This window comes from Caballeronia jiangsuensis, from assembly GCF_046030135.1.
Taxonomy (GTDB): Bacteria; Pseudomonadota; Gammaproteobacteria; order Burkholderiales; family Burkholderiaceae; genus Caballeronia; species Caballeronia jiangsuensis.
On sequence record NZ_JAQQDB010000001.1, the window covers coordinates 25,163 to 48,554 of the forward strand.

Below are 23,392 nucleotides of genomic sequence, written 5' to 3' on the forward strand. Positions count from 1 at the left end.
GCGCTGCATTGCTTTCGATTCCGCTCGTTCCAACTCACACAGGCGCGCAGTGGATGTCGAACTTGATCAGCTTGGTCGGACCGAAGGTATTGCTGATGGCGACATCGGCGGCATCGCGACCTCGCGCCATCAGCACGCGGCCAATACGCGCCACGTTGTTGCGCGGGTCGAAGGTCTGCCATGAATCGCCCACATAAGCTTCGAACCAGGCAGCGAAATCCATCGCGCTATAGGGCGGCGGCACGCCGACATCGCTGATATAGCCGGTGCAATAGCGCGCCGGAATATTCATCGCGCGGCACAGCGCCACGGCCAGATGAGCGAAGTCGCGACAAACGCCCTGTCGTTCCTCAAACGCCTCGAACGCGGTCTTGGTCGGTCGTGCGAATCCGTATCCGAACTTGATGTGGCCATGCACGTAGTCGCAGATCGCCTGCACCCGGTCACGCCCTGGGGCAGTCGCGGCGAACAGTTTCCACGCGATGGCGGACAACAGATCGGTTTCGCAATATCGGCTGCCGAGCAGAAACACCAGACATTCATCCGGCAGCGTCTCGACGGGATGCTGATGCCCGAGCGGTTCGCGCGTCTCGGGTTGGTCGGAGATTTCGAGTAGTGCGCTGGTGGACAGCGAGATCAGCCCCGCCGGTGCGACGATGCGGCTGCACAGATTACCGAAGCTGTCGCGATACTGCGTGATCGGCACGGGTGGATCGACCACTAGCAGATCACCCGACAGCACGTCTTGCGCGCGGGAGAAGTGCGTGTTCAACATCAGCATCATCGGGGTCGGCTGCGGACACTCGTAGATCAGTTCATAGCCCACGCGGAGTTTCATCGAATCATCCTTGCATTGAGAAGTCATTGGCGCGGGGCGCAAAGATGTTTCCATCAGCTGTCTTCGGTGACGCTCACGTCTACGTCGAGGCTCCGGAACGAATGCATCGCGCCGTGCCAGGTTCCCCACAGCGGCAGCGCCTGATCTGAATTCCAGGCTACGGCGACACGAATCAGATGCCGGTTTCCGATGATGCTGTTGGTCGGATCGAAATCGACCCAGCCGGCACCGGGCAGATAGATCTGCAACCATGCGTGCGTCGCACCGCCGCCCAGCGTGGTGTCGTGGTTCGGCACGAAGATATAGCCGCTGACAAACCGGGCTGCGAGGCCCAGCGAGCGGACCGCATCCATCATGAGCACCGCGAAATCCCGGCAACTGCCGCTGCCCAGCCGTAGCGTCTCGGCGGGTTGATTGACGCCCTTCTCGACTCGTCGCACGTACGTGAAGCTGTTCTTGATCTCGAGCGTCATGCTGCGTAGCAAGGTCATCGTTTCGGTCGAACCGCCCGGTCCGATGAAACGTCGCGCCCATGCGTCCACATCGCCGGTAAGAATCGGCCGGCTTCGCGCGTTCACGAGATTCGACGCCTCCTCGCTGGTGTACGCGAAAGGCCACTTCGATGCATACCCTTCCAGCGAATAATCGGGCAACGGCGCTTCGTAGTGTTCGAGCGTCACCTCGCTTCTGAAGATCAATTCGGACGCCTCGCCCGAGAACGTCGCAATTGCGACCGAATTGTCGAATACGTCATGCAGCCAGTGCAGGCGATCGGGCGTCGGGCTAATCATCAACTGCGTACTCAGAAGACGCAGATCATGACTCGCACGCGGACGGAACATCATGCGATGCTCTCCGAAGCGCACCGGCTCCGAATAGCGATATGCACTTTGATGTCGCACGGTAAGACGTTGCGGGCCGCTCATTGCGGCACGCAGCGGAGAGACTGGATCACTATTTCGCTCCCAAAGGGTTAATCCGCGCGGAAATGCGCGAATGAATCAACCGAGACTCGGAAGCGTGTCAAATAATCCGAACATCGAATGAAAAGCCAGGCATGAAGTAAGACTGACTCACGTACACGACCATGCAAGGCATGGCGGCAATCGGCTATTTCTTTTTGGCGGCGCTGGTTGACCCCGTAGTCTTGGGAACCGGGATCTTGAACGGATCGGCGACTGGCGCCGACAATTTTTTGGCTTGTTTGGGCTTCTTTGCCTCGCGATTACTTCGCATTTGACCCTTTGCCATTTTGCGCCCCTGTGTGGCGGCCACGGAATGGGCCGCTAATTATCCTATTCTGAGCGCATTTTTAATTGCTGTCGCGATCTATTTAACTGGCTCGACGACGAGCGTTGAGAGGCGCGTCCGCAGCTTTCCTCGATGCATCGCCCCGTCGAAGTCTGACGATTGTTCTTGCTTTGTTTCGCCATGCGGCGCACGCTCGCGTGGCTAACGTTCATCGACCTTCCTTTTTTGCGGACATCAACATGCTGAAGCGAATCCCGACCGACCCCGCTGCACCGTTTCGAAAGCAGGACCTTACGGCAACTCAAAAGGCGCGCGTGGAAGCATTGCGGCAGGCAGAGTCCGACCGCGCCGAAAAGCGACTCGAGAACGATGCGCGCATCGACGTCAACGCTGCGAAGTGGCGTTATGTATCACCGACGAACTAGTTCGCCTCGAAGTTTCCCTCTGACGGGGTATCGCGGCATGGCGTTTGATTCGGATTTCTGACTATTCTGGCGAGATGCGCGGCTGGCATTTGAACACGTATCAGATGAGCCCGAAGTCGGCGCAAAGCACTTTGATCGGTGAGCGGGAGCCATCCCTTTGTTTCTGAGTCGCTATCCCGACGATGTGATTCAGGTTCACACGCAGGACTTCGCTGTCCTGCGACACCGACCCGTCCGAGCCGAAACACGGTCGAGGCATTCGCGCGTGACCTGCACCTGCAAGCGCTTGTTCTGGATCGTCTGGCTGAAGAAAAGATCGCCGTCTGACCGAAGGAAAGGACGATTTAAAGACAGAGCCTCGGAAGCAGCGGCTTGCTGCAAACGAACGCCGCCTCTTTTTGATCCGGTCAACGGATTACGTTCGAAGCAGCCCGGGCATACGAAATAAATTCCGAGGCTATCGATGGCTGGATGCGCGTTGTGCCGGGATACATCGACTTTGCAGTGCTTGCAGTTCCACATGGCGACCTCCGCGTCGTCGATGCAAGCAAACAGGTTACGCGTCGTCTCGTGCGCTTGCGAGACTTCATTTGTAAAAGCAAGTCCGGCCCTTTTGATTTGTCGCGCAAGAGCTAACGCCTTATTCTCACCGCCTGGCGTCGCGCGTGAGCCGAGCCGCCTTCATAGGCCTCGTCCTCGGTCTCGAAGCGAAGATGACTGTCGTAACGGATCTCGCTGACGTTCGAACTACTCAAATCCACATCGACACATGCGTAGGTGAAGCCACCGGCAGGAAGCGGTTGAACCACAACATGGAATTCATGGTTTCCAACTTTCAACATGCGTGACATCGAGAACTCCAGTAGTGGTGAGCCATCGTACCACGCGATGAAGAACGAACCCGCGCTCGTGTCGCTGGGGCTCGGGCATTTGTGTTCACTGCATCAAAATGATCAGGCGTGCTATTCATTTCGATGGTAATACCAGGATGAAATTTAATTACCCCAGATACGAAACTGCCGGTTCCGCATGCGGAACCGGCAGGAAGGCTACTCAGATCGGCGTGATGTTCGCGGCCTGTAGACCCTTGGGGCCGCTCTTCGTCTCATAGCTGACTTTCTGATTTTCCGCGAGCGTCTTGAACCCTTCGGCGCGAATCTCCGAGAAATGCGCGAACAGGTCATCGCCGCCGCTGTCGGGTGTGATAAACCCAAAACCCTTACTGTCGTTGAACCACTTGACGGTGCCGGTATCCATGAAACTCTCCAGAAGATGAACGAACAAATGGGACCGCGAGAGGGGTCCCGGAACAAAGGATCAAGGAGGGAGAGGACAACGAACACCGCAGGCTGCGGTCAATGATGAGCAGCAATCGCGCTTCTTGAAGACTTCATTAAGAAAATTACGCCTCGCCTCGAAAACCGTCAAGATCTTTCGGCCCGCGGCACGGCAAGCGATTTGTCTAACTGCTCGTCTCGCCCCGACGGGCCTGCGTGTCCGGAATAACGCAAACCGTTTACCGCGCGACCCCGGCGGGCTTTACGGGTATAGTGGATCTTCATTCTCGAGGAGACGTTCATGCCAGCATTCCCGCCACTTTACAAGGGCTTCGAACTCCATCCTCTCGTGTTCTCGCGCGCATTCAGCCGCTTCGACAGGCATTCTCGCTACGACGAAGGCTACGATGTCGCGATTCGCATCTGTCGCCCGGAGATATCGGGCGAGGCCGGCACGAGCCGCGTATTCAAGCTCGATCGGCAAGATGTGTTTGTGGACTTCGGAATTGCCCGGCGCGCCGCTCGTCAACGCGGTGAAGATATCGTCGATGGAAAGGTGGAAGGCTCGTCTGTCGCCGATATGTGAGCCTTATTCCTGGTGTACCTGGTGTAAGCAGCTATTCGATTGGCTCGTTCACCAAGGTGGTCGTCACGCCACTGCAATTGCTGGCGAATTTCTTTATGCCGCGTGAGCCGCGCAGGGGACTGCAAACTTTCCATCTTCCCGGCTCGCATAGCGCGACGCCGGCCTGGCGAGACCGAGATGATCGCGTAGCGTGCGGCCTTCGTATTCGCTTCGAAAGCGTCCGCGCCGCCGCAACTCGGGCAGCACCAGTTCGATGAAATCGTTCAGCGAATCGGGCAGCAACGCGGGCATCACGTTGAATCCGTCCGCGCCGTAATGCACGAAGCGCTCTTCCAGCGCATCCGCGATCTGCGCAGGCGTGCCGACCAGTTGCCAGTGTCCGCGCGCGCCCGCAATGCGACGATAAAGCTCGCGAATCGTGAGATTTTCCCGGCGCGCAAGCTCGATCATCAGCGTCTGACGGCTTTTGCTTGCGTTGGTCTCGGGCAGTTCTGGAATCGGTCCATCGAGCGGATAAGCCGACAGATCGAAGCCGCCCGTCAGCATCGAAACCATCGCGAGACCCACGACCGGATCGATGAGCGCCTGCAGTTCGTCGAACTTCGCACGCGCCTCGGCTTCCGTGCGGCCGACGATCGGCATCACGCCCGGCATGATCTTGAGCGAGTCCGGATGACGGCCGTGGCGCGCCATGCGGCCTTTGACATCGGCGTAGAACGCGACGGCGTCGTCGAGCGTCTGTTGCGCCGTGAAAATCACCTCCGCGGTGCGGGCGGCGAGTTCCTTGCCCGCCTCGGACGAGCCCGCCTGCACGGTCACCGGGTGTCCCTGCGGCGAGCGCGCGACGTTCAATGGCCCACGCACGTTGAAGAACGCGCCGCGATGATCGAGCACGTGGCGCTTGTCCGGATCGAAGTATCGCCCTGACGACTTGTCGCGCAGGAACGCATCTTCGTCGAAGCTATCCCAGAGGCCCGACACGACATCCGCGAATTCGTCCGCGCGCTCATAGCGCGTCGCGTGCGCGAGATGCTCGTCGAAGCCGAAGTTGCGCGCCTCATGCTCGCTCGATGATGTCACCAGATTCCATCCCGCACGGCCGCCGCTGATGTGATCGAGCGACGCGAACTTGCGCGCGATGTGATAAGGCTCGTTGAACGAGGTCGATGCCGTGCCGACGAGACCGATGCGCCGCGTGATTGCCGCAAGCGCCGAAAGAAGCGTGATCGGTTCGAACTGCGCGACGTAGCTGTGGGCGGTGCGGCTCAGGAACTGCGCATCGTCGCCGCGCGTGCCGGAGCCATCGGCGAGAAAGATCAGATCGAACTTCGCCGCTTCCGCCGCCTGCGCGAGCTGAACGTAATGGGCGAAACTGCTGCCCGCATCGGCGCTCGCATGAGGATGCCGCCATGCGGCGATGTGATGGCCCGTGGGATAGAGAAACGCGCCGAGATGCAGATGTCCGTTCCGTTGAGTCATGTCCGATGGTTTCTCGTTGTGCGTGCGGTGCAGGTTATGCCTTGCCCGCTCAGTGGCAATACAGATCGTTCTGGGCGTTGAACATATCGAAGGCGAGACGCGTCGCCTGATCTTCGCGCACCGTCGAGAGCCAGCGTTGCCGTCGCCAGCCCTCGACGATCCGTTCGATGAACGCCGTGCTCGCGACATCGCCAGTGCGTGTCGCGATGAAGGCAGGCGCAGGCGCAACCGTGCCGGGCAGACTCCGGTAATAGGCCCAGTCGGGCTGCTTCAGCAACTGGCGGATCACATACTCGTCCTCCACGAGCGCGGCGCATTCGCCCGCCTGAAACGCCAGCAACGCATCGAGCGGACGGTCGAACGCCTGTATGTCCGCATGCGCGCGGCGGGCGGCCTCGGTCGCGAACGGACTGCCGCGCGATGCGCAGATCAGGCCGCCCGCGAGATCGCTCCAGTCGCGCACCGCGCCGCGCCGAAGCACGAGCGCCATGCCGCGCCCGGACGTATAGGCGCTCGGCGCATAGGCGATCGACGGTTCAGCGCCGAAGCCCAAGCCCGCGACAGCGACATCCGCGCGGCCCGATCGCAGCGCGTCGGCGGCTTCGCGCGGTCCGGCGAGCAACAGGGTAACGGGCACTCCCGCGCGCCGTCCGATGTCTTCGGCCAGCGCCGCGGCAAAGCCGTCCGCCACGCGCGCGAAGTGATCGACCCGGCCGACGTTGAGTGTCGGCGCAGGTCGCGACGGCACCGCGACGATCAGCGTTCCGCGTGCGCGCGCGGCGGCGAAAGGCCGGTCATCGTCCGGACGATTGCGCCATGCATCGCGCAGCGGCAACGACGAGAGCGCCACCATCGCCATGACTGCAAGGGCAAGCCAGCGCAGCCGTTTGCCGTGACCCGGAGGCGCCGCGAACGCGCTCCTAGCCATTTTGCGCGAGCCCCACGCGCCAGCGCAGCAGACGCCGTTCGAGCAGGGAAAGACTCTTGTTGATCAGCAAACCGAACAGCGCGAGCAGCACGATGCCCGCATACATGTCGGGAATCTGGAACGTCTCCTGCGAATTGAGCGTGTAGAAGCCGAGACCCGAGCGCGCGCCGATCATCTCCGCCGCCACCAGCGCCGTGATGCTGTACGCGCCTGCGAGCCGGATGCCGGTGAGGATCTCGGGCAACGCGGCGGGCAGCACCACCTTGGCGAAGATGAAGCCTTGCGAAGCGCCCATCGAGCGCGCGCAATCGATGAACACGCGCTCGACCTGCTTGACGCCCGAAATGGTATTGAGCAGCACCGGCCAGAACGCGGCCCACACGATGATCGCGATCTTTGACGACTCGCCGATGCCGAGGAACAGCATGAACACCGGGAACAGCGCGAACGCGGACACCTGGCGCAGCAGTTGATAGAGCGGATCGATGATGCGTTCGGCGCGACGAAACCATCCCAGCGCGAAGCCCGACAGGACGCCGCCCGCGATGGCCAGCAAGAGGCCAACGATGGAGCGCAGCGCGCTCGCGCCGAGGTGCTTCCACACGTCGCCGCTATCGAACAGGCGCGCGATGGCGAGCGCCACTTGCGAGGGCGGGCTCAGATACGCCGGGTTCACGATGCCCGCGCGCGGCAGCACTTCCCACAGCAACGCAAAAACGATCAGCGCGATCGAACGCTCGAACGCGTAAGAGACGTTCATGCCGCGCCCGCGCTTTGCCTTACGCGCAACGTCCCGCTTCGCGCCGATCAGCACGGACAGCTTGTTCAAGGTCTCTTGCTCGGCCACTTCTCATGCCCCCGTCAGTGTTTCGGCTTCAAGCACACGCGGTGCGCCGCGCGCGTCGTCCAGTTCATGACTCAGGCTCGCCCACGCGCGCTGCCGCAGCGCGACGAACGCGGCGCTGTGTCGTATCGATGCGGAACGCGGACGCGGCAGATCGACATCGATGATCTCCTTGACGCGCCCCGGCCCGCGCCCGACGATAGCCACGCGATCCGCCAGGAAAATCGCTTCGTCGATGCTGTGCGTGACGAACACGACCGTCTTCGCGCTCTGCTCCCAGATGCCCAGCAACTCCTGCTGCAAGGACTCGCGCGTCTGCGCATCGAGCGCGCCGAAGGGCTCGTCCATCAGCAGGATTTCGGGGCCGTAGGCGAGCACCCGCGCGATCGCCACGCGCTGCCGCATGCCGCCCGAAAGCTGATGCGGATAGTGATCGGCGAAATCGAGCAGGCCGACCAGACGCAAGAACCGTTCGGCCTCGCTGCGGCGTTGCGCCCGTTTCACGCCGCGAATCTCCAGTCCTGTTTCGACGTTCTTGCGCACCGTGCGCCACGGAAACAGCGCATAGCCCTGAAACACGAAGCCGAGTTTGTTGCGCGCCGCGCCGACAGGCTCGCCGTCCACGCTGATGCGGCCCGAGGTCGGCGCGGTCAGGCCTGCGAGAAGGTTGAGCAGGGTCGACTTGCCGCAGCCGCTCGGACCGAGCACGGCGAGGAACTCGCCCTCGCGCACGCGCAGGTCGAAGTGTTCGAGCACGGTATGGCTCGACGCCGTCGCCTCGTTGACGTAAGCGAGCGACAGATCGCGAACGACGATCTTGTCGGGTGCCGTGCGTGTCGCGCTCATGATGGTCTGCCGTTCGCGACCGGCGTGGCGTTTGCCTGCGACTGCTTCGCGGCCAACGGGTTGTACTCGTTCGTGTAGACGTCCTTCACCTGCACCTTGCCCTTCGGAATCTTGCCGGCCTGTTCGAGGATATCGATGTAGTACTGGATCGGCGGCTCGGTCACCACGAGATCTTTCACGTAGGCATAGCGCTCGACCAGCTTCACGTCGATACCGAGCCGCTCCGCCGTGAGCTGGCGCGCTTCGTCCGGATGCGCGTTGACCCAGTTGCCGGCCTTCGCGATGGCCGTCACGAAATCCTTCACCGCTTGCGGATGCGCGCGCGCGAACGCGCCGTTCACGCTGTAGGGCGCCATGCCGCCCAGTCCGCCGTCCTCGTCCCAGTCGCTCCACAGCTTGTGCAGTTGCGGATCGGCCTCGGCAGCGCCGGAGAAAGGCGGATGAATGATGGCGATATCCACGTTCTTCGTGACGAGCGCCTGCTGCGACTGGTTGTCGGGCACGACGAGCCAGTTGACCTTCGACACGTCCACGCCGTGCTGCGACAGATACTTCTTCGTCACGAATTCCGCACACGCGCCGAAGCTGTTGAACGCCACAGTCTTGCCCTCGAAGTCCTTCGGCCCGCGAATGCCCGAATCCTTGCGCGTGAAGTACTTCATATGCGGCGCATCGGGCAGCGTCTCGCCGCCCGCGGAGACGACCTTGATATCCGCGCCGCTCGCGATCGCGGAGATGACGAGCGGCACCATGCGCGTACCGAAATCGATCTCCCCTGTGCCGACGAGCGGAATGATCTGCGGCGCGGATATCTTGCCGACATACTTCGGACGCGTGCTCGTGCCTTCGAAATAGCCGAGCTTGTCGGCGAGATAGACGAGATCGAACGCCGGGTTGTCGGGATACTTGAAGTACGTCACTTCCTGCCGGCTGCTCTGCGCGACCGGCGACGCCGACGATTGCGCCTGCTCTTCATGAGGCTTGCAGCCGCCCAGCAAAACAAGCGCGGCGGCCGCGCAGGCCGCCAGAGTGAGCTTTCCGGCAACGTATGGCCGGCGATGCGAATTGGACGCCTTCATGGGATCGGAATGAGAAGAGCAGCAAAGGGAAATGGTCAGGCACAGCGCGACCGGCCATGCGGTGCTCAGGCATTCTCACGCCGCGAGCGACACGCGCGAACGAAGGAAATATGCATAGCTCTTGCGATGAAAACTGAAATGCAATTCAGCCGATGCGCGATGGCATTAGCGGCATCGGCAGATATGAACACTGCAAAGCAAAGAACAATAAAACGTTTGTCGACGCGCCATTCGGCGGCTTCTAATAAGCAGCTCTCCTTCTCGACTCGCGGATAACTTTTATCGCAGCGCCCATCCTTCATGGCTGATACGGAAATGAAATGGCTGACCTGACTTCCACCCGCAACAGCTATGTGTCTTCGCATGCACCTCGCGCGGGCATATCGAAAGTCGTGCTCTATCGATGGCTTTCGTGGACCATTCCCGCGATCGTCGTGCTCGTGTGGGAAGCGGCATCGCGCATCGGGCTGATCGCGCCTCAAGTGCTTCCCGCCCCGAGCCGCGTCTTCGACACCGCCGTGAGTCTCGCAAGGAACGGCGAGCTTTTCGTTCATCTCGGCGTGTCGCTGTTGCGTGCCGCGGGAGGCTTCGTCATCGGTGGGACGATCGGGCTCGCGCTGGGCGTCGCCGTCGGCTTCTCGCCGTTCGCGCTGGCGCTCTTCGATCGCTCGATCCAGATGGTGCGCGCAGTTCCTTTTCTGGCGATGCTGCCGCTCGTGATCGTCTGGTTCGGCGTCGGCGAAGTCGCGAAGATCTTTCTGGTCGCGCTCGCGGTGCTCTTCCCCATCTACATCAACACGATGCTCGGCATCCGGCAGATCGATCCGAAGCTGATGGAACTCGCACGCGTGATCGGCATGGACCGGCTCGCGATCGTGCGGCGAATCATTCTTCCCGGCGCGATGCCTTCCATCCTGACAGGCGTGCGCTATGCGCTCGCGCATGCATGGCTCGCGCTCGTCATCGCCGAGACGCTCGCGACGACGAAAGGCATCGGCTTTCTCGCGATGGATGCCCGCGAATTCCTGAACACCAACGTCATCCTGCTGACCGTGATCATCTACGCGATCATCGGCGTCGTTGCGGATGCGCTCGTGCGCCTGCTCGAAGCCCGTTTCCTCTCGTGGCACGCGAACTATGCCAAAGGAGCGCGCAAGTGACGCAGAGCACTGTGTTGTCGCACGAGCGCGTGAGTTCGTCATCGGCGCTGGCCGTATCGGTGCGCGGACTGCAACGGCGCTATGGCAGCCGTGTCGTCATCGATGCACTCGACCTCGACATCCGCAAAGGCGAATTCGTCGCGCTGCTGGGTGAAAGCGGATGCGGCAAGACCACGCTGCTGCGCGCGCTGGCGGGGCTCGATCTGCCCGACGCCGGAAACATACGCGCGCCGGAGCGCCCTTCCGTCGTGTTCCAGGAGCATCGGCTGCTGCCCTGGGCGACGTTATGGCAGAACGTCGCGCTCGGTCACGAGAACACGATCGGCCGCGAAGGCGCGGCGCGCGCGCTTACCGAAGTCGGACTCGCCGGACGTGAGGACGACTGGCCGCGCAATCTGTCGGGCGGTCAGGCGCAGCGGGTGGCGCTGGCGCGCGCGCTCATTCACGACCCCGCGCTGCTGTTGCTCGACGAGCCCTTCGCGGCCCTCGATGCGCTCACTCGCATCCGGATGCACGGCCTCGTCAAGGAACTCGTCGCGCTGCATCAGCCCGGCGTGCTGATCGTGACGCATGACGTCGACGAAGCGCTCACGCTCGCCGACAGGATTCTCGTGATGCGCGCCGGCCGCATCGCGGCCGCGTTCCAACCCAAGGACCACGCGCCGCTGGCGCTGCGGCCCATCCTGCTCGCGGAGCTGGGCGTTCGAACGCACTGACCTCTCACTGACCTTTTTCCCGCACAACCAGAAGGACCTCAAAGGATGACCGATTCTTCGCTGACCCGCCGCCAGTTGTTACGCGCGGCAGGAGGCCTGCTGGCCGGCGTCGCCACCAGCGGACTATTACCCGCGCGAGCCGCCGAGCCGCGCAAGCTCACGCGCAATACCGACACGGTGCGCATCGGCTGGGGCTACGGCAGCCTTCCCGACATCGCCAGGCAACGCGGCGTGTTCGAAAAGACGCTCGCCGCCAAAGGCATCAAGGTCGAATGGATCGGCCCGTTTCCGAACCATGCGCCTTCGATTCAGGCGGTGGTCGGCGGCAGCGCCGACTTCGGCTTCTGGGGATCGACGACCCCCGCGCTCGCCGCGATGCTCGCCGGCTCGCCGATCGTCTTCAACGCGTTCGATATCTATTCGCCCCGCTCGACGGCCATCATCGCGAAGAAGTCGAGCGGCATCGATTCGGTCGCCGATCTGGCGGGCCGCAAGGTCGCCGTCAACCGTTCGGGGCTCGGCGAATTCCTGCTGATCGCGGCGCTGGAAAAGCATCGCGTCGATCGCGACAAGGTCCAGTTCGTCTATCTGAATCCGCCCGACGCCGCGCCGGCTTTCGCGCAAGGCAAGGTCGATGCATGGTCGATGTGGTCGCCCGGCGTGGACATCTCGCGCTTCTCGAATGACGCGAAGGACATCTTCAACGAAGGCCGCGATCTGGATTTCCTGATCGACTACAGCTCGCTCGTGACGCGCCGGAAGTTCACCGAAGAGAACTCCGAGCTGATCCGCGCGGTGATCGATGCGTACCGCGTAGAAGGCGCATGGCAGTCCGCGCATTCCGCCGACGCCGAGCTTCTCGTGCAACGCGAAGGCAAGTATCCGGACCAGGTGCGCGACTATCTCGCGAGCCTCAAGCGCGTGAATCAGTTTCACGAGCCCGACGATGCCGCTTTCATTGCGCAATTTCAACGCGCCGCCGACTGGCTCGCGGAACGCAAGATCATCAATTCGCGCATCAGGGTCGCGGATTACAGCGTCAAGGTCTGATTCGAGGAAATGCAAGATCATGTCTGAACTCACCAACCTTTCCAGCGCCGGGCCCGCGCTCGTATCGCCGCTGTCGGCAAGCCTCGGCTTCGCGCAGATCATCGACGATATCGCCACGAGCGCCGCCGAGCGTGAACGCGATCATCGCCTTCCGCGCGAGGAGATCGCAAGTCTCAAGGCGCTCGGCTTCGGCGCGCTGCGTCTTCCCGTCGATGCCGGCGGACGCGGCGTGTCGCTGCGCGAATTGCTCGTCATCGCGCGCGATGTGGCCGCGGCGGACTCGAACATCGCCCATGCGTTCCGCAATCATCTGTGGCAAGTGGAAGCCGCGCTCAGAAGGCGCGAGCATCCCTTTCATGCACGCGTGCTGGAACTCGCCGGGCAGAAGAAGACCATCGGTCTGAGCTTCGTCGATAGCGACGTGACGGCGGCAGGCGCGCGCCCGACGAAGGTGCTGAGCCGGCTCGAATGGGACGCGTCCCGCGATGTCTACGTCGGCTCGGGCGACAAGGTGTACGCGACGGGCAATCTGTACAACGACGCGTTCATCGGACTCGCGGTGGAAAGCCGCGCGGGCCGCACCGTGCAATACGTGCTGGATCGCGGCGAAGGCGTAAGCGATGACGACGACTGGCAAGGTTTCGGGCAGCGCCTGACCGGCTCGGGCACAGCGCGGTTCCGCGACGTGACGGTGCCCGCCGCGCATCTCTATCCGACGGACCCGCCGAAGTCCGATGAAGCGGCGCCGTGGGGCTATACCTTCCATCAGGTCTATCTGACCAACTGCATCGCGGGCATCGTGCGTCGCGTGGCGCTGGACGCCGTAGACGTGCTGCGCGCGCGCGGGCGCAATTTCTATCACGGCGAAGCGGCGCATCCCGCTGATGAACCCGCGCTGCAATCGCTGCTCGGCCGTATTCGCGCGTACGCGGCGAGCGTCGAGGCGACCGCGGACCGCGCGGTCGTTGCCTTGCAGCGCGTGTGGGATGCGCAGGGCACGCGCGACGAGTACGAGACCACGCTCGCCGCCACCTTCGCGGCTTCCGAAGCCAAAGTCGTGATCGACGATCTCGCTCCGCAGATCGCGAGCTGGCTGATCGATCTCGGCTCGGGCTCGGTCGTCTCGCGCATCGGCGCACTGGACCGGCACTGGCGCAACATCAAGGTGATCGCCTCGCACAATCCGCGGCTCTACAAAGAGCGCCTGCTCGGGCAGAACCTGCTGACCGGGCAACTGCCGCCCACGGGCGCGTTCTTCTGATCATGCGTAACGGGTCCGCTCGCGCGCCGCTGAAGGCTTGGCGCGACGAGCGGACCGCGTGCTCAGCCGCCCAGCAGACGGCGCACGCGCGGCATCACTTCCTGCGCGAAGCGGCCCATGTCGGCCTCGAATGGCTGGAACTGCAGCATGAACAGTTCGATGCCTGCCCTATGAAATTCCGCGATGCGTCGCGCCACCGTATCGTAATCGCCGACGAGATCCGCCGCCGTGCCGCCATTCGATCCGACACGCGCCGAGCGCGCGAAGGTCTGGTGCATCACCGCTTTCGGATCGGTATTGGCCTTCTGCCGTTCGCGCAGCGGCTTGTCGAGTTCCGCCAGCGCGAAGAGACGTTCGAGATGCGCCTGCGCTTCATCCTGCGTCTCGCGTGCGATCACGAACGCCGACAAGCCGAAGCGCAACGCCTCGCGTCCGGCCGGTCGCGCGCGGGCGGAGACATCGGCGATCAGGGCGGCCACGTCGTCGTGCGGCTGGCCGTTGATGAACCACACGTCGCCATGCGCCGCCACCAGCGAACGCGCCGGCTCCGATTCGCCGCCGACATAGATGCGCGGACGCGCGCGGAACGGATCGGCGGGACGTAGTCGATAGTCATCGATACGGAAGTGGTCGCCGCGATGCGTGACGGCTTCGCCGCGCAGCAACGCCTCGACGACCGCGATCCACTCACGGCCATAGGCATAGCGCTCGTCGTGCTCGGCAAAGCCGATGCCGGCGCGTTCGAGCTCCGGACGGTTCCACGCGTTCACGAGGTTGATCGCGAAGCGCCCGCCGCTGATGTGCTCGATCTGCTGCGCCATCTTCGCGAGCACGACCGGATGATAGAGATAAGGCTTGATGGCCGCGATGATCTCTATGCGTGAAGTGAGCGCCGCCAGTGCCGCCGACGCCGTCCACGCTTCGAGCTGATCGAGCGAGGGATCGTGCGGATTGATCGTATGCTGCGCGACGAGCACGGAATCGTAACCGAGGCGTTCGGCCTCCAGCACGAGCGCCTTGTTGCGCGTCCACGAGGCGTCGTACGGCTCCTCGGGATCCTGCAGCGCCGCGCGGCTGCCATGCACGAGCGCCCAGACGCCGAAGCGGGGAAATTTGGACATCGCTTGAATGAACCGATAGACAGAGTGGGAAGGATGCTCATGCTAACGCCGGGCGATCACATGGCGATCCAATTTCTATCGATAAGGAATTGCCATATCGGCATTAGGCGCGCGCGGACTTGCTGCGCTGATCGATCCAGAGCCGGGCCCAGCGCGCCGCATATGCGATGGCGTGATCGGGCTCAAAGAAGTAGTCGAGCGCATCGAAGGTGAAGGATGCGCCGCTCGTCGCCGTGGGGCTTTCGATAATCAGGTTCGCCGCATACAGGCCGCTCGGCAATGCATGTGCGGACGGTGCCACGTCATATCCCTTGTATCGCATGAAGTTTTCCTGGAAAGCGCCGGAGCGTGAAAATCATCTCTGGCGCCCGATGCTAAAGCTCGATGCCCGCATCGCCAACGAATGCTTTGAAGAAAGCAAATCAGCGCTGGCCTCAGTTGCATCGCGCGAATGCTTTGGATTGCCAATTACATTGACGAGGCGATGAACGCTCGATCAAAACCGCGACAGTTAATTAACCGCTGCAATATGATCCGTCGGCTTGGATATCCCGCCGCATCGCCTATACTGAAAGTGAGCCGCGCGGAAGCCGGCCCCTGACGAAAGACGAACGAGAAACCGTTCATTGGGGCGCGGTAGCGGGGCCACGGAAACGCCTGCGTTCAGCGCGGGCGTTTTCTTTTGCGGGCCTCGGCCGCACTCACTCACGCCTGCTTTCGAATGTCGGTGCACAACTCGATTACATCGAGCAGGGCGCGCTTGATCGCATTTTCCGGGCCGCACGAGGCAAGCCCGATGCCCGACGTGTGATCACGCAGTTCGAGCGGCCGGGCCACGACCTTCGGCGGCAGCGCCATCGCCGCGGCAGCCGGAATCACGCCGATGCCGAGCCCTGCTGAAACCAGCGCGAGCATCGTCGAGAATTCGCCGAGTTCCTGCGCGATGTTCAGATCCACGCCCTCGCGCTTGAGCGCCACCAGCATGTCGTCGTGAAAACCCGGCGCGTAACGGCGCGCCAGGACGAAAGCCGGAAAACCCCGGAGATCGGGCGGATGAATCGACGTTTGCGCGGCGAGCGCGTGATCGTCGGGGAGCGCGACAACGAACGGTTCTTCGAGCACCACGCGGATGTCGAGGCCGCTGACACTCACCGGCAGGCGGATCAGGCCGAAGTCGAGCTGATTTTCCCGGAGCGCGGCGATCTGATCCGGCGTCGGCATATCCTTCAGTTCGAGCGTGATGAGCGGATAGCGCGTGTGCATTTCGCGGATGAGCGACGGCAGCAGCTTCGGCAGCACCGACGACACGAACGCGATGCGCAACGTGCCGATCTCGCCGCGCGCCGACAGCCGCGCGATCTGCTCCGCGCGACCCGCCTGATGCAGCGTGGCGCGCGCCTCGGGCAGAAAAAGCCTGCCGGTCGCGTTCAGAACGACCTTGTGACGGTCGCGCTCGAACAGGCGCACGTCGAGTTCCTCTTCGAGCGCCTTGATCTGCATGCTCAACGCCGGCTGCACGATGCACAGGCGCTGGGCGGCCCGGCCGAAGTGCAATTCCTCGGCGAGCGCAACGAACGCGCGCAGATGCTTCAGCTCCATGAAAACCCCCGGCTCGCGGGCGTACGGCGCCCGTCATCACGATTCATGATAACAGCGTCATGAAAGACTATTGGCGCGACGGGCGTTCTTCGGGTGAACTAGGCGCATTCGGAGACAAACCGCATCCATCAACGAATGGGGCGCTAAAAAATGGACGAGACACTCAAACTCTTCAGCCTGCACGGCAGGCGCGCGCTGATCACCGGTTCCGGGCGCGGCATCGGGCTGGCGCTGGCGCGAGGGCTCGCGGGCGCCGGCGCCGCGATCGTCATCAACGATCGCAATGAGCAAAAGGCAGCCGGTGTCGCAGCAAGCCTGCGCGACGAAGGCTTCGACGCCGCTTACGCGGTCTTCGACGTGACCGAGCGCGAGCAGGTCGTCGCGGCGATCGATCGCGTCGAGAAAGATATCGGCGCGATCGACATTCTCGTCAACAACGCGGGCATCCAGCGCCGCGCGCCGCTCGAAGACTTCAGCGAGCGCGACTGGCACGACCTTCTGCGCGTGAATCTCGACGGCGTGTTCCAGGTCTCGCAGGCCGTCGCGCGGCACATGCTGGCGCGCGGGCGCGGCAAGATCGTCAATATCGGTTCGGTGCAGAGCGAGCTGGCGCGGCCGGGCATCGCGCCCTACGCCGCGACCAAGGGCGCCGTCCGCATGCTGACCAAGGGCATGTGCGCGGAATGGGCGCGCCACGGCATTCAGGCCAACGCCATCGCGCCCGGCTACTTCGAGACCGATCTCAATCGCGCGCTCGTCGATGATCCGGCGTTCTCCGAGTGGCTCTGCAAGCGCACGCCTGCGGGCCGCTGGGGCCGCGTCGAGGAGCTGTGCGGCGCGGCGGTGTTTCTTGCGTCGGCGGCGTCGGATTTCGTGAACGGCCAGACGCTTTTCGTCGATGGCGGATTGACCAGCGTGGTCTGAGCCCAAAGGAGACAACAAGATGCTTGATTCACTGGCAAACCGAAGCCGCCGCGTCCGGGCGCTCGCCGGTCTGACGATGGCCCTCGCGGCATGCGCTGCACAGGCGTCCGACTGGATCGTATCGGGCAACGACGCCAAGTATCAGCGCGTCGAAGGCCGCGACACGTACCCGGACAACCCCGCGGCGGACACGCTGACGCTGCTGGACGCGAGCGTCTTTCCCCCGCGGGTCAGGATGCAAGTGGAAGTCGAGAACGGCATCCAGGGACCACCGCAGGCGGTCGCCATCACGCCCGACGCGAAGCTTGCGCTGGTCGGCGCACCCACGCGCTACGACTACGCCGCGAAGAAACTGCTGATGGATTCGTTCGTGCAGATCGTCGATTTGCAGGCGACGCCGCCCGCCGTGACCCGGCTCGATATCGGCAGCCATCCGCAGGGCATCGCCATCGACCGGAGCGGCACGCTCGCGCTCGTCCCGTGCGTCGATGGCAGCGTGGCGGTGCTCGGCATCGACGGCAAGCGCGTGACGCTTCTGGACACGCTGAAGATCGCGCAGAAGCGGCTTGCCGGCGTGAGCTTCACGCATGACGGCGCGCATGCGCTCGTCGCGCTGCGTGACGAACAGGGCGTCGCCGTGCTCGACGTCGCCAATGATCACGTGACCGATAGCGGCACGCGGCTTTCGAGCGGCGTCGCGCCCTACACGATCGACGTATCGAGCGACGGCAAGTGGGCCGTCGTCAGCGATGTCGGGCTGGCCGGCCTGCCCGGCTATCCGGGCAAGCTCGCGGGCGATGCCGATACGGTGACGCTCATCGACGTCTCGCGCACGCCGTTTCGCGCGGTTCAGCACGTGAGCGTGCCGTCGCTGCCCGAGGGTGTGGCGATCTCGCCCGACGGCAAATGGATCGGCGTGCAGGCGATGGACGGCTCCAACCTGACGCCGGACAACCCCGGACGCCACGCGCGCGGCAAGGTGCTGCTGTTCGCGATCCGCGATGGGCAGGCCGTGAAGGTCGCCGAAGCGCCGGGCGGCGAAGCGGCGCAGGGCATCGTCTTCACCGCCGACAGCAAGCATCTGATCGTGCAGTTCAACGTCGAGAAGCAGCTCGCCTTCTACGCCGTGAACGGCGGCCATCTGCGCGACACCGGACAACGCATTTCACTGACGGGCGGACCTTCGTCCTTGCGCACTACGCCGCGCTGACGCGCCAGTCTTTCACGCAACGAACATCAGGAGAGAAGCATGCGTACGCCCAGCGCCGAACGCAGGAACGTGGTCGTCTTTCGAAAACTGCCGGACGATCTGCTCGACCGGATTCAGACGAGACACGACGTGACCGTCGCCGACCCGCGACGCGCCGATGAACTGCCGCGCTTTCGCGAAGCCTTGGGCGACGCCGACGGCCTGATCGGCTCCAGCTTCAAAATCGGCGCGGACGACCTCGCGCGCGCCCCGCGGCTGAAGGTGATTTCGAGCATATCGGTCGGCGTCGACAATTACGATCTCGCGCATCTGAAACAACGCGGCATCACGCTCTGCCATACGCCCGGCGTCCTGACCGAAACCACCGCCGACACGGTGTTCGCGCTGATCATCGCGAGTTCGCGCCGCCTGGTCGAGTTGTCGAATCATGTGCGCGAAGGGCGCTGGACGCGCAACATCGGCGAAGACCTGTTCGGCTGGGACGTGCACGGCAAGACGCTCGGCGTGCTCGGTTTCGGCCGTATCGGGCAGGCGGTGGCGCGGCGCGCGGCGCTCGGCTTCGGCATGCCGGTGCTCTTTCACGATCCGTTCGATGTGCCGGTTCCCGCGATGCTCGCCGGGCATGCAACGCGCGCATCGTTCGACGAGGTGCTCGCACGCGCGGACATCGTCGCGCTGACGCTGCCGCTCTCGGACGACACGCGCGGCCTGATGGACGCGCAGGCGTTCGCCGCGATGAAGCCCGGCGCGATCTTCGTGAACGGTTCGCGTGGCGCGATCGTGCGCGAGGACGCGCTATTCGCCGCGCTCGAAAGCGGCCATTTGCGTGCGGCCGGGCTCGACGTGTTCGCCGTCGAACCGCTCGCGCAGGATTCGCCGCTGCGCACGCATCCGAAGGTCACGCCGTTTCCGCATATCGGATCGGCGACGCACGAAACGCGCCGCGCGATGGCCGAACTCGCCACCGACAATCTGCTGCGCGCGCTCGATGGCGTTGCGCCCGTCGCCGCGTTCGATCTCTCGAAGCACTGACCGAGCATTCCGACCATGCCTCATTCGATTCCTTCCCTGTGCGGCTCGCTCGCGGGCCAGCCCTTCACCTTCAACGTCAAGGTGCATAACGCGGCCTATCGGGCGCTCGGCGTGGACTACACGTTCGTCAGCTTCGGTGTGGAAGATGCAGCCGGCGCGATCGACGCGATGCGCACGCTCGGCATCCGCGGACTGAACGTGACGATGCCGCACAAGCAGGCGGTGATACCGCATCTCGACGCGCTCGACGAAACCGCTCGCGAGATCGGCGCGGTCAATACCATCGACAACCGCGACGGGCATCTCACGGGCTACAACACGGACTGCGTCGGCGCCGTGCGTGCGCTCGAAGAAGCGACGCCGCTCGACGGAAGGCGCATCGCTTTGCTCGGCGCGGGCGGCGCTGCCCGCGCGATCGCGTGGGGCCTGCGGCGCGCCGGCGCGCGGGTCACCGTGTTCAACCGCACCGCGTCGCGCGGGCAGGCGCTCGCGCACGACTTCGGTCTCATATACGGCGGCGATCTCGGCGACTTCGATCCGAACGCGTTCGATGTCGTCGTGAACGCGACCGCCGCCGGATTCCGCGCGCCGGACGTGAATCCATTGCGTGCCGGACAGCTCGCGCCGCATCTCGTCGTGATGGATGCGGCCTTCATCCCGGTTCGCACGAAGCTGATCCGCGATGCCGCCGAACTCGGCTGCCGGGTGATCGACGGAACGCGCATGTTGCTGCATCAGTTCTGCGGCCAGGTCGAGCTTTACACGGGCAAGGAGGCGCCGCTCGAAGCGATGAGCGCCGCCCTGCTCGACGAAATCGCCCGGGTGGGCTAGCGCCCATTCGCTTATCAGGAAGAGCCGGCGGTCCCGCATTTCGCGCGAAGACGAAGACGGGACGGCTGCCAGTAGTCGCAGGAACGGAGAGAGACACCATGAAACACCAGCCAACCATCGCGGCCGCCGACGGCGGACTCGCGCGCAACGCCAGCGCCGGCACGAACCGCGACGAGGTCACGACAGGCGACCTGTATCGCGCCGCGTGGGCCGCATCGCTCGGCAGCGCGCTCGAATACTACGACTTCGCGCTCTACAACCTCGCGTCGGCGCTGATTTTCGGGCCACTGTTCTTTCCGTCGGCCGATCCCGCCATCGGGCTGATCGCGAGCTTCGGCGCGTACTTCCTCGGCTTTGCGATCCGGCCGGTGGGCGGCATCGTCTTCGGTACGCTCGGCGACCGCTACGGCCGCAAGTTCGTGCTGATGGCGACGATCCTGCTGATGGGCGTCGCCAGCACGCTCATCGGCGTATTGCCGACGTATGCGAGCGCCGGCATCTGGGCGCCGATCCTGCTGGTCGGCTGTCGCCTGCTGCAAGGTCTCGGCGCGGGCGCGGAACAGGCCGGCGCCGCTGTGCTGATGGCCGAATACGCGCCCGCGAAAAGACGCGGCTACTTCGCCGCGCTCCCCTTCATGGGCGTGCTGCTCGGCACGGTGATGGCGGCCGCGATCTACTTCGCGCTGGTGCGCGTCGAAGATATCTCGCAGAGCTGGCTGTGGCGCGTGCCGTTCCTGCTGAGCGTGCTCATCATCGCGGTGGCGATCTGGATCCGGCTGAAGCTCAAGGAATCGCCGTCGTTCGCGAAACTCGAAGCGCGTCATCAGATCAATGACAGCCCGCTCAAACATCTCATCAAGCATTCGAAGCCGACGCTGCTCAAGGTCATCGGCATGCGTATGGCGGAAAACGGCGGCTCGTCGATCTATCAGTCGCTCGCCATCAGCTACATGGCGACCGCGACGGGACTCAAAGGTCCCATCGGACCGATCGCGCTGCTGCTTGCCGGCGTATCGGGCGCGGTGATCATTCCGCTCACCGGCAAGCTCAGCGATCGCTTCGGGCGCGTGCCCGTGTATCGCGCCTTCGCGCTGTATCAGTTGCTGCTCGCCTATCCGACGTGGTGGGTGCTGAGCCAGGGCAATGCGGCGGCCAGCATCGCGATGCTGTGCGTCGCGCTCGCGGGCGTCTGGGGCATGTTCGCCACGCAAGGCGCGCTGTTGCCCGAACTCTTCGGCGCGCAGCATCGCTATGCGGGCGTCGCCGTGGGCCGCGAGGTGTCCGCGGTGATCGCGGGCGGGGTCGCGCCGCTGATCGGAGCGTCGATCATCGCGTGGGCGACTGCGCACTGGGGCGGCAGCGAAGGACGCATCCTCGCGTGGATTCCGCTTGCCAGTTATGTCGCCATTCTGAGCCTGATCGGTGTCGTGACGACGTACTACACGCCTGAGACGCGTGGCCGGGATCTCGATGATTTGCGCGATGCGGCCGATGCTGTTTAGTCGGCGACGTCGTCACGAACCAGGTCGAACGATCGTTAGACGGCAGGCCGCGCACCTTCCCAGGCACGCTGCAACAGTGCTCGAAGCGGCTTTTCCTCCACCGGTCTCGGGTTCCAGTACGGGTTCGACAGCGCCACCTCGCAGGCATGATCGAGATCGGCTTCTTTCAAACCGATCTCGCGGAGACCTTGCGGCACACCAAGCTCCTTGTTCAGTTTATAGAGTCCGTCAGGTGCGGATTGCACGTTCAGTGCGCGTGCAATCCGCTCCATAGCATCGCCCGCGACTGAGCTGTTGTACGCGAGCGCGTGGGGCAGGACGATCGCGTGCGTCTCGGCGTGCGGCAGGTTGAACGTGCCACCCAGCGTATGGCAGAGCTTATGATGCAGCGCCATGCCGACATTGCCGAGCACCATCCCGCACAGCCACGCGCCGTAAAGACACTCGCTTCGCGCCGCCTTGTCCTTTTCGTTTTTCTTCACGCCACGCAGACCCGTGGCAAGAGCGCGAATGCCCTCCTCCGCCATCAGCGACATGACGGGATTACCGTCCTTCGCATACAAGCCTTCGGCAGCATGGGCGATTGCGTTGAGTCCGCTCACGATCGAAAGCCTGACGGGCAAGCCCATCGTCAGTTCCGGGTCGTACAGAACCGTCTTCGGGATGACCCTGGCGTCGCGGCCTGTCTTTTTCAAGCCCTTCTCGGTTATCCCGTAGATGGGCGTCATCTCCGACCCGGCATACGTCGTCGGTATTGCGATGATCGGCAGCGAAGATTCCAGCGCGATCGCCTTCCCGAGTCCGATCGTCGAACCTCCGCCGATGGCCACCGCGCAGTCGGCATCCACTTCCTTCGCATGTTCGCGTGCGCGCCGAGCGTTCTCAATCGGAACATGCATCTGGGCGCCATCGAAGACGCCCGCGCTCGAAGGACCGAGGAGGGACGAAACGACTTCCGCCTGAGCCTTCTGCTCCGGCGTACATAGCACCAGCGCGCGCCGTGCGCCCAGAGCCTCGACTTCCTGTTGAATAAGCTTCATGCTCCCTGCACCGAATACGACTCGGGCTGAAGGCGTGGTATAGGTGAATTCATACATGAGAGTGGCTTCCTCGCTCGTCAATCGTCAAACTCGCTCAGATGTAATCGACCTGATGACGAGCGATACGCACATCACCGACGACTTCCTTCACCCGCAGATGCTCCGGATGCGAGGCGTACGCGTCGAGCAATTCCTGGGTTTCGAACTCCGTGTATAAGACGACATCGCACGCGTAGTCGACAGCGCTGACATCGAGGCCAACTTCGAGCTTCGTAAGCCCGGGGATCTTTCCGCTCAGACTTTCAAATGCGGACTTCACGAGCATCGCGGATTCCTTCTTCTGCTCGGGCGTGTTGCCGCGAACGTCCCACATCACGATATGCTTGACCATAA

At 63.5% G+C, this 23,392-nt stretch carries 25 protein-coding genes; 11 read left to right on the forward strand and 14 right to left on the reverse strand.

Annotation, left to right across the window (positions count from 1 at the left end; all coding sequences use genetic code 11):
* Positions 1-34 precede the first annotated feature (34 nt).
* Together PQR08_RS00115 and PQR08_RS00120 are read right to left on the reverse strand one after the other, a co-directional pair.
* A complete protein-coding gene (locus tag PQR08_RS00115; RefSeq protein WP_250486947.1) occupies positions 35-838 on the reverse strand; it encodes a transglutaminase-like domain-containing protein in 804 nt (267 codons plus the stop codon).
* Between the two features lie 53 nt (positions 839-891).
* Positions 892-1,764, reverse strand: a complete 873-nt coding sequence (locus PQR08_RS00120; protein ID WP_187603173.1) for a transglutaminase family protein — start codon at positions 1,762-1,764, stop codon at positions 892-894.
* A gap of 522 nt (positions 1,765-2,286) precedes the next feature.
* Here PQR08_RS00120 and PQR08_RS00125 point away from each other — a divergent pair.
* The gene (locus PQR08_RS00125; protein ID WP_238287122.1) at positions 2,287-2,514 is read left to right on the forward strand and encodes a hypothetical protein; all 228 of its coding nucleotides are present in this window, start codon (positions 2,287-2,289) and stop codon (positions 2,512-2,514) included.
* A gap of 632 nt (positions 2,515-3,146) precedes the next feature.
* Here the strand turns inward: PQR08_RS00125 and PQR08_RS00130 are convergent.
* The gene (locus PQR08_RS00130; RefSeq protein WP_187603170.1) at positions 3,147-3,365 is read right to left on the reverse strand and encodes a hypothetical protein; all 219 of its coding nucleotides are present in this window, start codon (positions 3,363-3,365) and stop codon (positions 3,147-3,149) included.
* Between the two features lie 202 nt (positions 3,366-3,567).
* Positions 3,568-3,771 carry a cold-shock protein gene (locus PQR08_RS00135; RefSeq protein ID WP_035500078.1) on the reverse strand — a complete coding sequence of 68 codons (204 nt, stop codon included), beginning with the start codon at positions 3,769-3,771 and terminating at the stop codon, positions 3,568-3,570.
* A 321-nt stretch (positions 3,772-4,092) separates the two neighbouring features.
* On the opposite strand from PQR08_RS00135, the gene PQR08_RS00140 reads away from it, so the two are divergent.
* Positions 4,093-4,377, forward strand: coding sequence for a hypothetical protein (locus tag PQR08_RS00140; RefSeq protein ID WP_035500077.1), 285 nt, complete (start codon positions 4,093-4,095; stop codon positions 4,375-4,377).
* A gap of 93 nt (positions 4,378-4,470) precedes the next feature.
* Here PQR08_RS00140 and PQR08_RS00145 read toward each other — a convergent pair whose 3' ends face one another.
* The 5 genes from PQR08_RS00145 to PQR08_RS00165 all read right to left on the reverse strand — a co-directional run bounded on the left by PQR08_RS00145 (position 4,471) and on the right by PQR08_RS00165 (position 9,553).
* The gene (locus PQR08_RS00145; protein ID WP_250486946.1) at positions 4,471-5,856 is read right to left on the reverse strand and encodes an LLM class flavin-dependent oxidoreductase; all 1,386 of its coding nucleotides are present in this window, start codon (positions 5,854-5,856) and stop codon (positions 4,471-4,473) included.
* Positions 5,857-5,905: 49 nt separating this feature from the next.
* Positions 5,906-6,784 (reverse strand): type 2 periplasmic-binding domain-containing protein, encoded by an 879-nt coding sequence (locus PQR08_RS00150; protein ID WP_250486945.1) that lies wholly within the window; start codon positions 6,782-6,784, stop codon positions 5,906-5,908.
* Positions 6,777-7,544, reverse strand: a complete 768-nt coding sequence (locus tag PQR08_RS00155; protein ID WP_250486973.1) for an ABC transporter permease — start codon at positions 7,542-7,544, stop codon at positions 6,777-6,779. Before PQR08_RS00155 ends, PQR08_RS00150 begins: the two co-directional genes overlap by 8 nt.
* A gap of 90 nt (positions 7,545-7,634) precedes the next feature.
* Positions 7,635-8,474, reverse strand: coding sequence for an ABC transporter ATP-binding protein (locus PQR08_RS00160; RefSeq protein WP_250486944.1), 840 nt, complete (start codon positions 8,472-8,474; stop codon positions 7,635-7,637).
* On the reverse strand, positions 8,471-9,553 hold the full coding sequence (locus tag PQR08_RS00165) for an ABC transporter substrate-binding protein (RefSeq protein WP_250486943.1): 1,083 nt from the start codon (positions 9,551-9,553) through the stop codon (positions 8,471-8,473). The genes PQR08_RS00160 and PQR08_RS00165 overlap by 4 nt, the downstream gene beginning before the upstream one ends.
* Before the next feature lie 320 nt (positions 9,554-9,873).
* Between PQR08_RS00165 and PQR08_RS00170 the strand changes: the two genes are divergently transcribed.
* Genes PQR08_RS00170 through PQR08_RS00185 form a run of 4 tightly spaced genes read left to right on the forward strand, consistent with a single transcriptional unit; the run spans position 9,874 to position 13,740 of the window.
* Positions 9,874-10,713 carry an ABC transporter permease subunit gene (locus tag PQR08_RS00170; protein WP_250486941.1) on the forward strand — a complete coding sequence of 280 codons (840 nt, stop codon included), beginning with the start codon at positions 9,874-9,876 and terminating at the stop codon, positions 10,711-10,713.
* Entirely contained in the window at positions 10,710-11,429 is a 720-nt protein-coding gene (locus PQR08_RS00175; RefSeq protein WP_250486940.1) for an ABC transporter ATP-binding protein, read from the forward strand. Before PQR08_RS00170 ends, PQR08_RS00175 begins: the two co-directional genes overlap by 4 nt.
* Before the next feature lie 45 nt (positions 11,430-11,474).
* Positions 11,475-12,479, forward strand: coding sequence for an NrtA/SsuA/CpmA family ABC transporter substrate-binding protein (locus PQR08_RS00180; protein WP_250486939.1), 1,005 nt, complete (start codon positions 11,475-11,477; stop codon positions 12,477-12,479).
* A 19-nt stretch (positions 12,480-12,498) separates the two neighbouring features.
* On the forward strand, positions 12,499-13,740 hold the full coding sequence (locus PQR08_RS00185; RefSeq protein ID WP_250486938.1) for an acyl-CoA dehydrogenase family protein: 1,242 nt from the start codon (positions 12,499-12,501) through the stop codon (positions 13,738-13,740).
* Positions 13,741-13,802: 62 nt separating this feature from the next.
* On the opposite strand, the gene PQR08_RS00190 is transcribed toward PQR08_RS00185, so the two are convergent.
* From PQR08_RS00190 to PQR08_RS00200, 3 genes are all read right to left on the reverse strand, one after another.
* Positions 13,803-14,861 (reverse strand): LLM class flavin-dependent oxidoreductase, encoded by a 1,059-nt coding sequence (locus PQR08_RS00190; protein ID WP_187603161.1) that lies wholly within the window; start codon positions 14,859-14,861, stop codon positions 13,803-13,805.
* 103 nt (positions 14,862-14,964) lie between these two features.
* Positions 14,965-15,183: a hypothetical protein gene (locus PQR08_RS00195; protein WP_035500061.1), complete on the reverse strand. Its 219-nt coding sequence runs from the start codon at positions 15,181-15,183 to the stop codon at positions 14,965-14,967.
* Between the two features lie 383 nt (positions 15,184-15,566).
* Positions 15,567-16,460, reverse strand: a complete 894-nt coding sequence (locus PQR08_RS00200; protein WP_250486937.1) for a LysR family transcriptional regulator — start codon at positions 16,458-16,460, stop codon at positions 15,567-15,569.
* A 150-nt stretch (positions 16,461-16,610) separates the two neighbouring features.
* Here PQR08_RS00200 and PQR08_RS00205 point away from each other — a divergent pair, with 150 nt between their 5' ends.
* The 5 genes from PQR08_RS00205 to PQR08_RS00225 all read left to right on the forward strand — a co-directional run bounded on the left by PQR08_RS00205 (position 16,611) and on the right by PQR08_RS00225 (position 21,959).
* Positions 16,611-17,384 (forward strand): glucose 1-dehydrogenase, encoded by a 774-nt coding sequence (locus PQR08_RS00205; RefSeq protein ID WP_250486936.1) that lies wholly within the window; start codon positions 16,611-16,613, stop codon positions 17,382-17,384.
* A 19-nt stretch (positions 17,385-17,403) separates the two neighbouring features.
* Entirely contained in the window at positions 17,404-18,594 is a 1,191-nt protein-coding gene (locus PQR08_RS00210; RefSeq protein WP_250486935.1) for a beta-propeller fold lactonase family protein, read from the forward strand.
* 39 nt (positions 18,595-18,633) lie between these two features.
* Positions 18,634-19,626, forward strand: a complete 993-nt coding sequence (locus PQR08_RS00215; RefSeq protein WP_238212929.1) for a 2-hydroxyacid dehydrogenase — start codon at positions 18,634-18,636, stop codon at positions 19,624-19,626.
* Between the two features lie 15 nt (positions 19,627-19,641).
* The gene (gene aroE, locus PQR08_RS00220; RefSeq protein ID WP_250486934.1) at positions 19,642-20,457 is read left to right on the forward strand and encodes a shikimate dehydrogenase; all 816 of its coding nucleotides are present in this window, start codon (positions 19,642-19,644) and stop codon (positions 20,455-20,457) included.
* A 98-nt stretch (positions 20,458-20,555) separates the two neighbouring features.
* Positions 20,556-21,959, forward strand: a complete 1,404-nt coding sequence (locus tag PQR08_RS00225) for an MFS transporter (protein WP_250486933.1) — start codon at positions 20,556-20,558, stop codon at positions 21,957-21,959.
* A 35-nt stretch (positions 21,960-21,994) separates the two neighbouring features.
* Here the strand turns inward: PQR08_RS00225 and PQR08_RS00230 are convergent, their stop codons facing one another.
* A complete protein-coding gene (locus tag PQR08_RS00230; RefSeq protein WP_250486932.1) occupies positions 21,995-23,056 on the reverse strand; it encodes a maleylacetate reductase in 1,062 nt (353 codons plus the stop codon).
* A 37-nt stretch (positions 23,057-23,093) separates the two neighbouring features.
* Positions 23,094-23,390: a Dabb family protein gene (locus PQR08_RS00235; RefSeq protein ID WP_250486931.1), complete on the reverse strand. Its 297-nt coding sequence runs from the start codon at positions 23,388-23,390 to the stop codon at positions 23,094-23,096.
* Between the last annotated feature and the right edge of the window lie 2 nt (positions 23,391-23,392).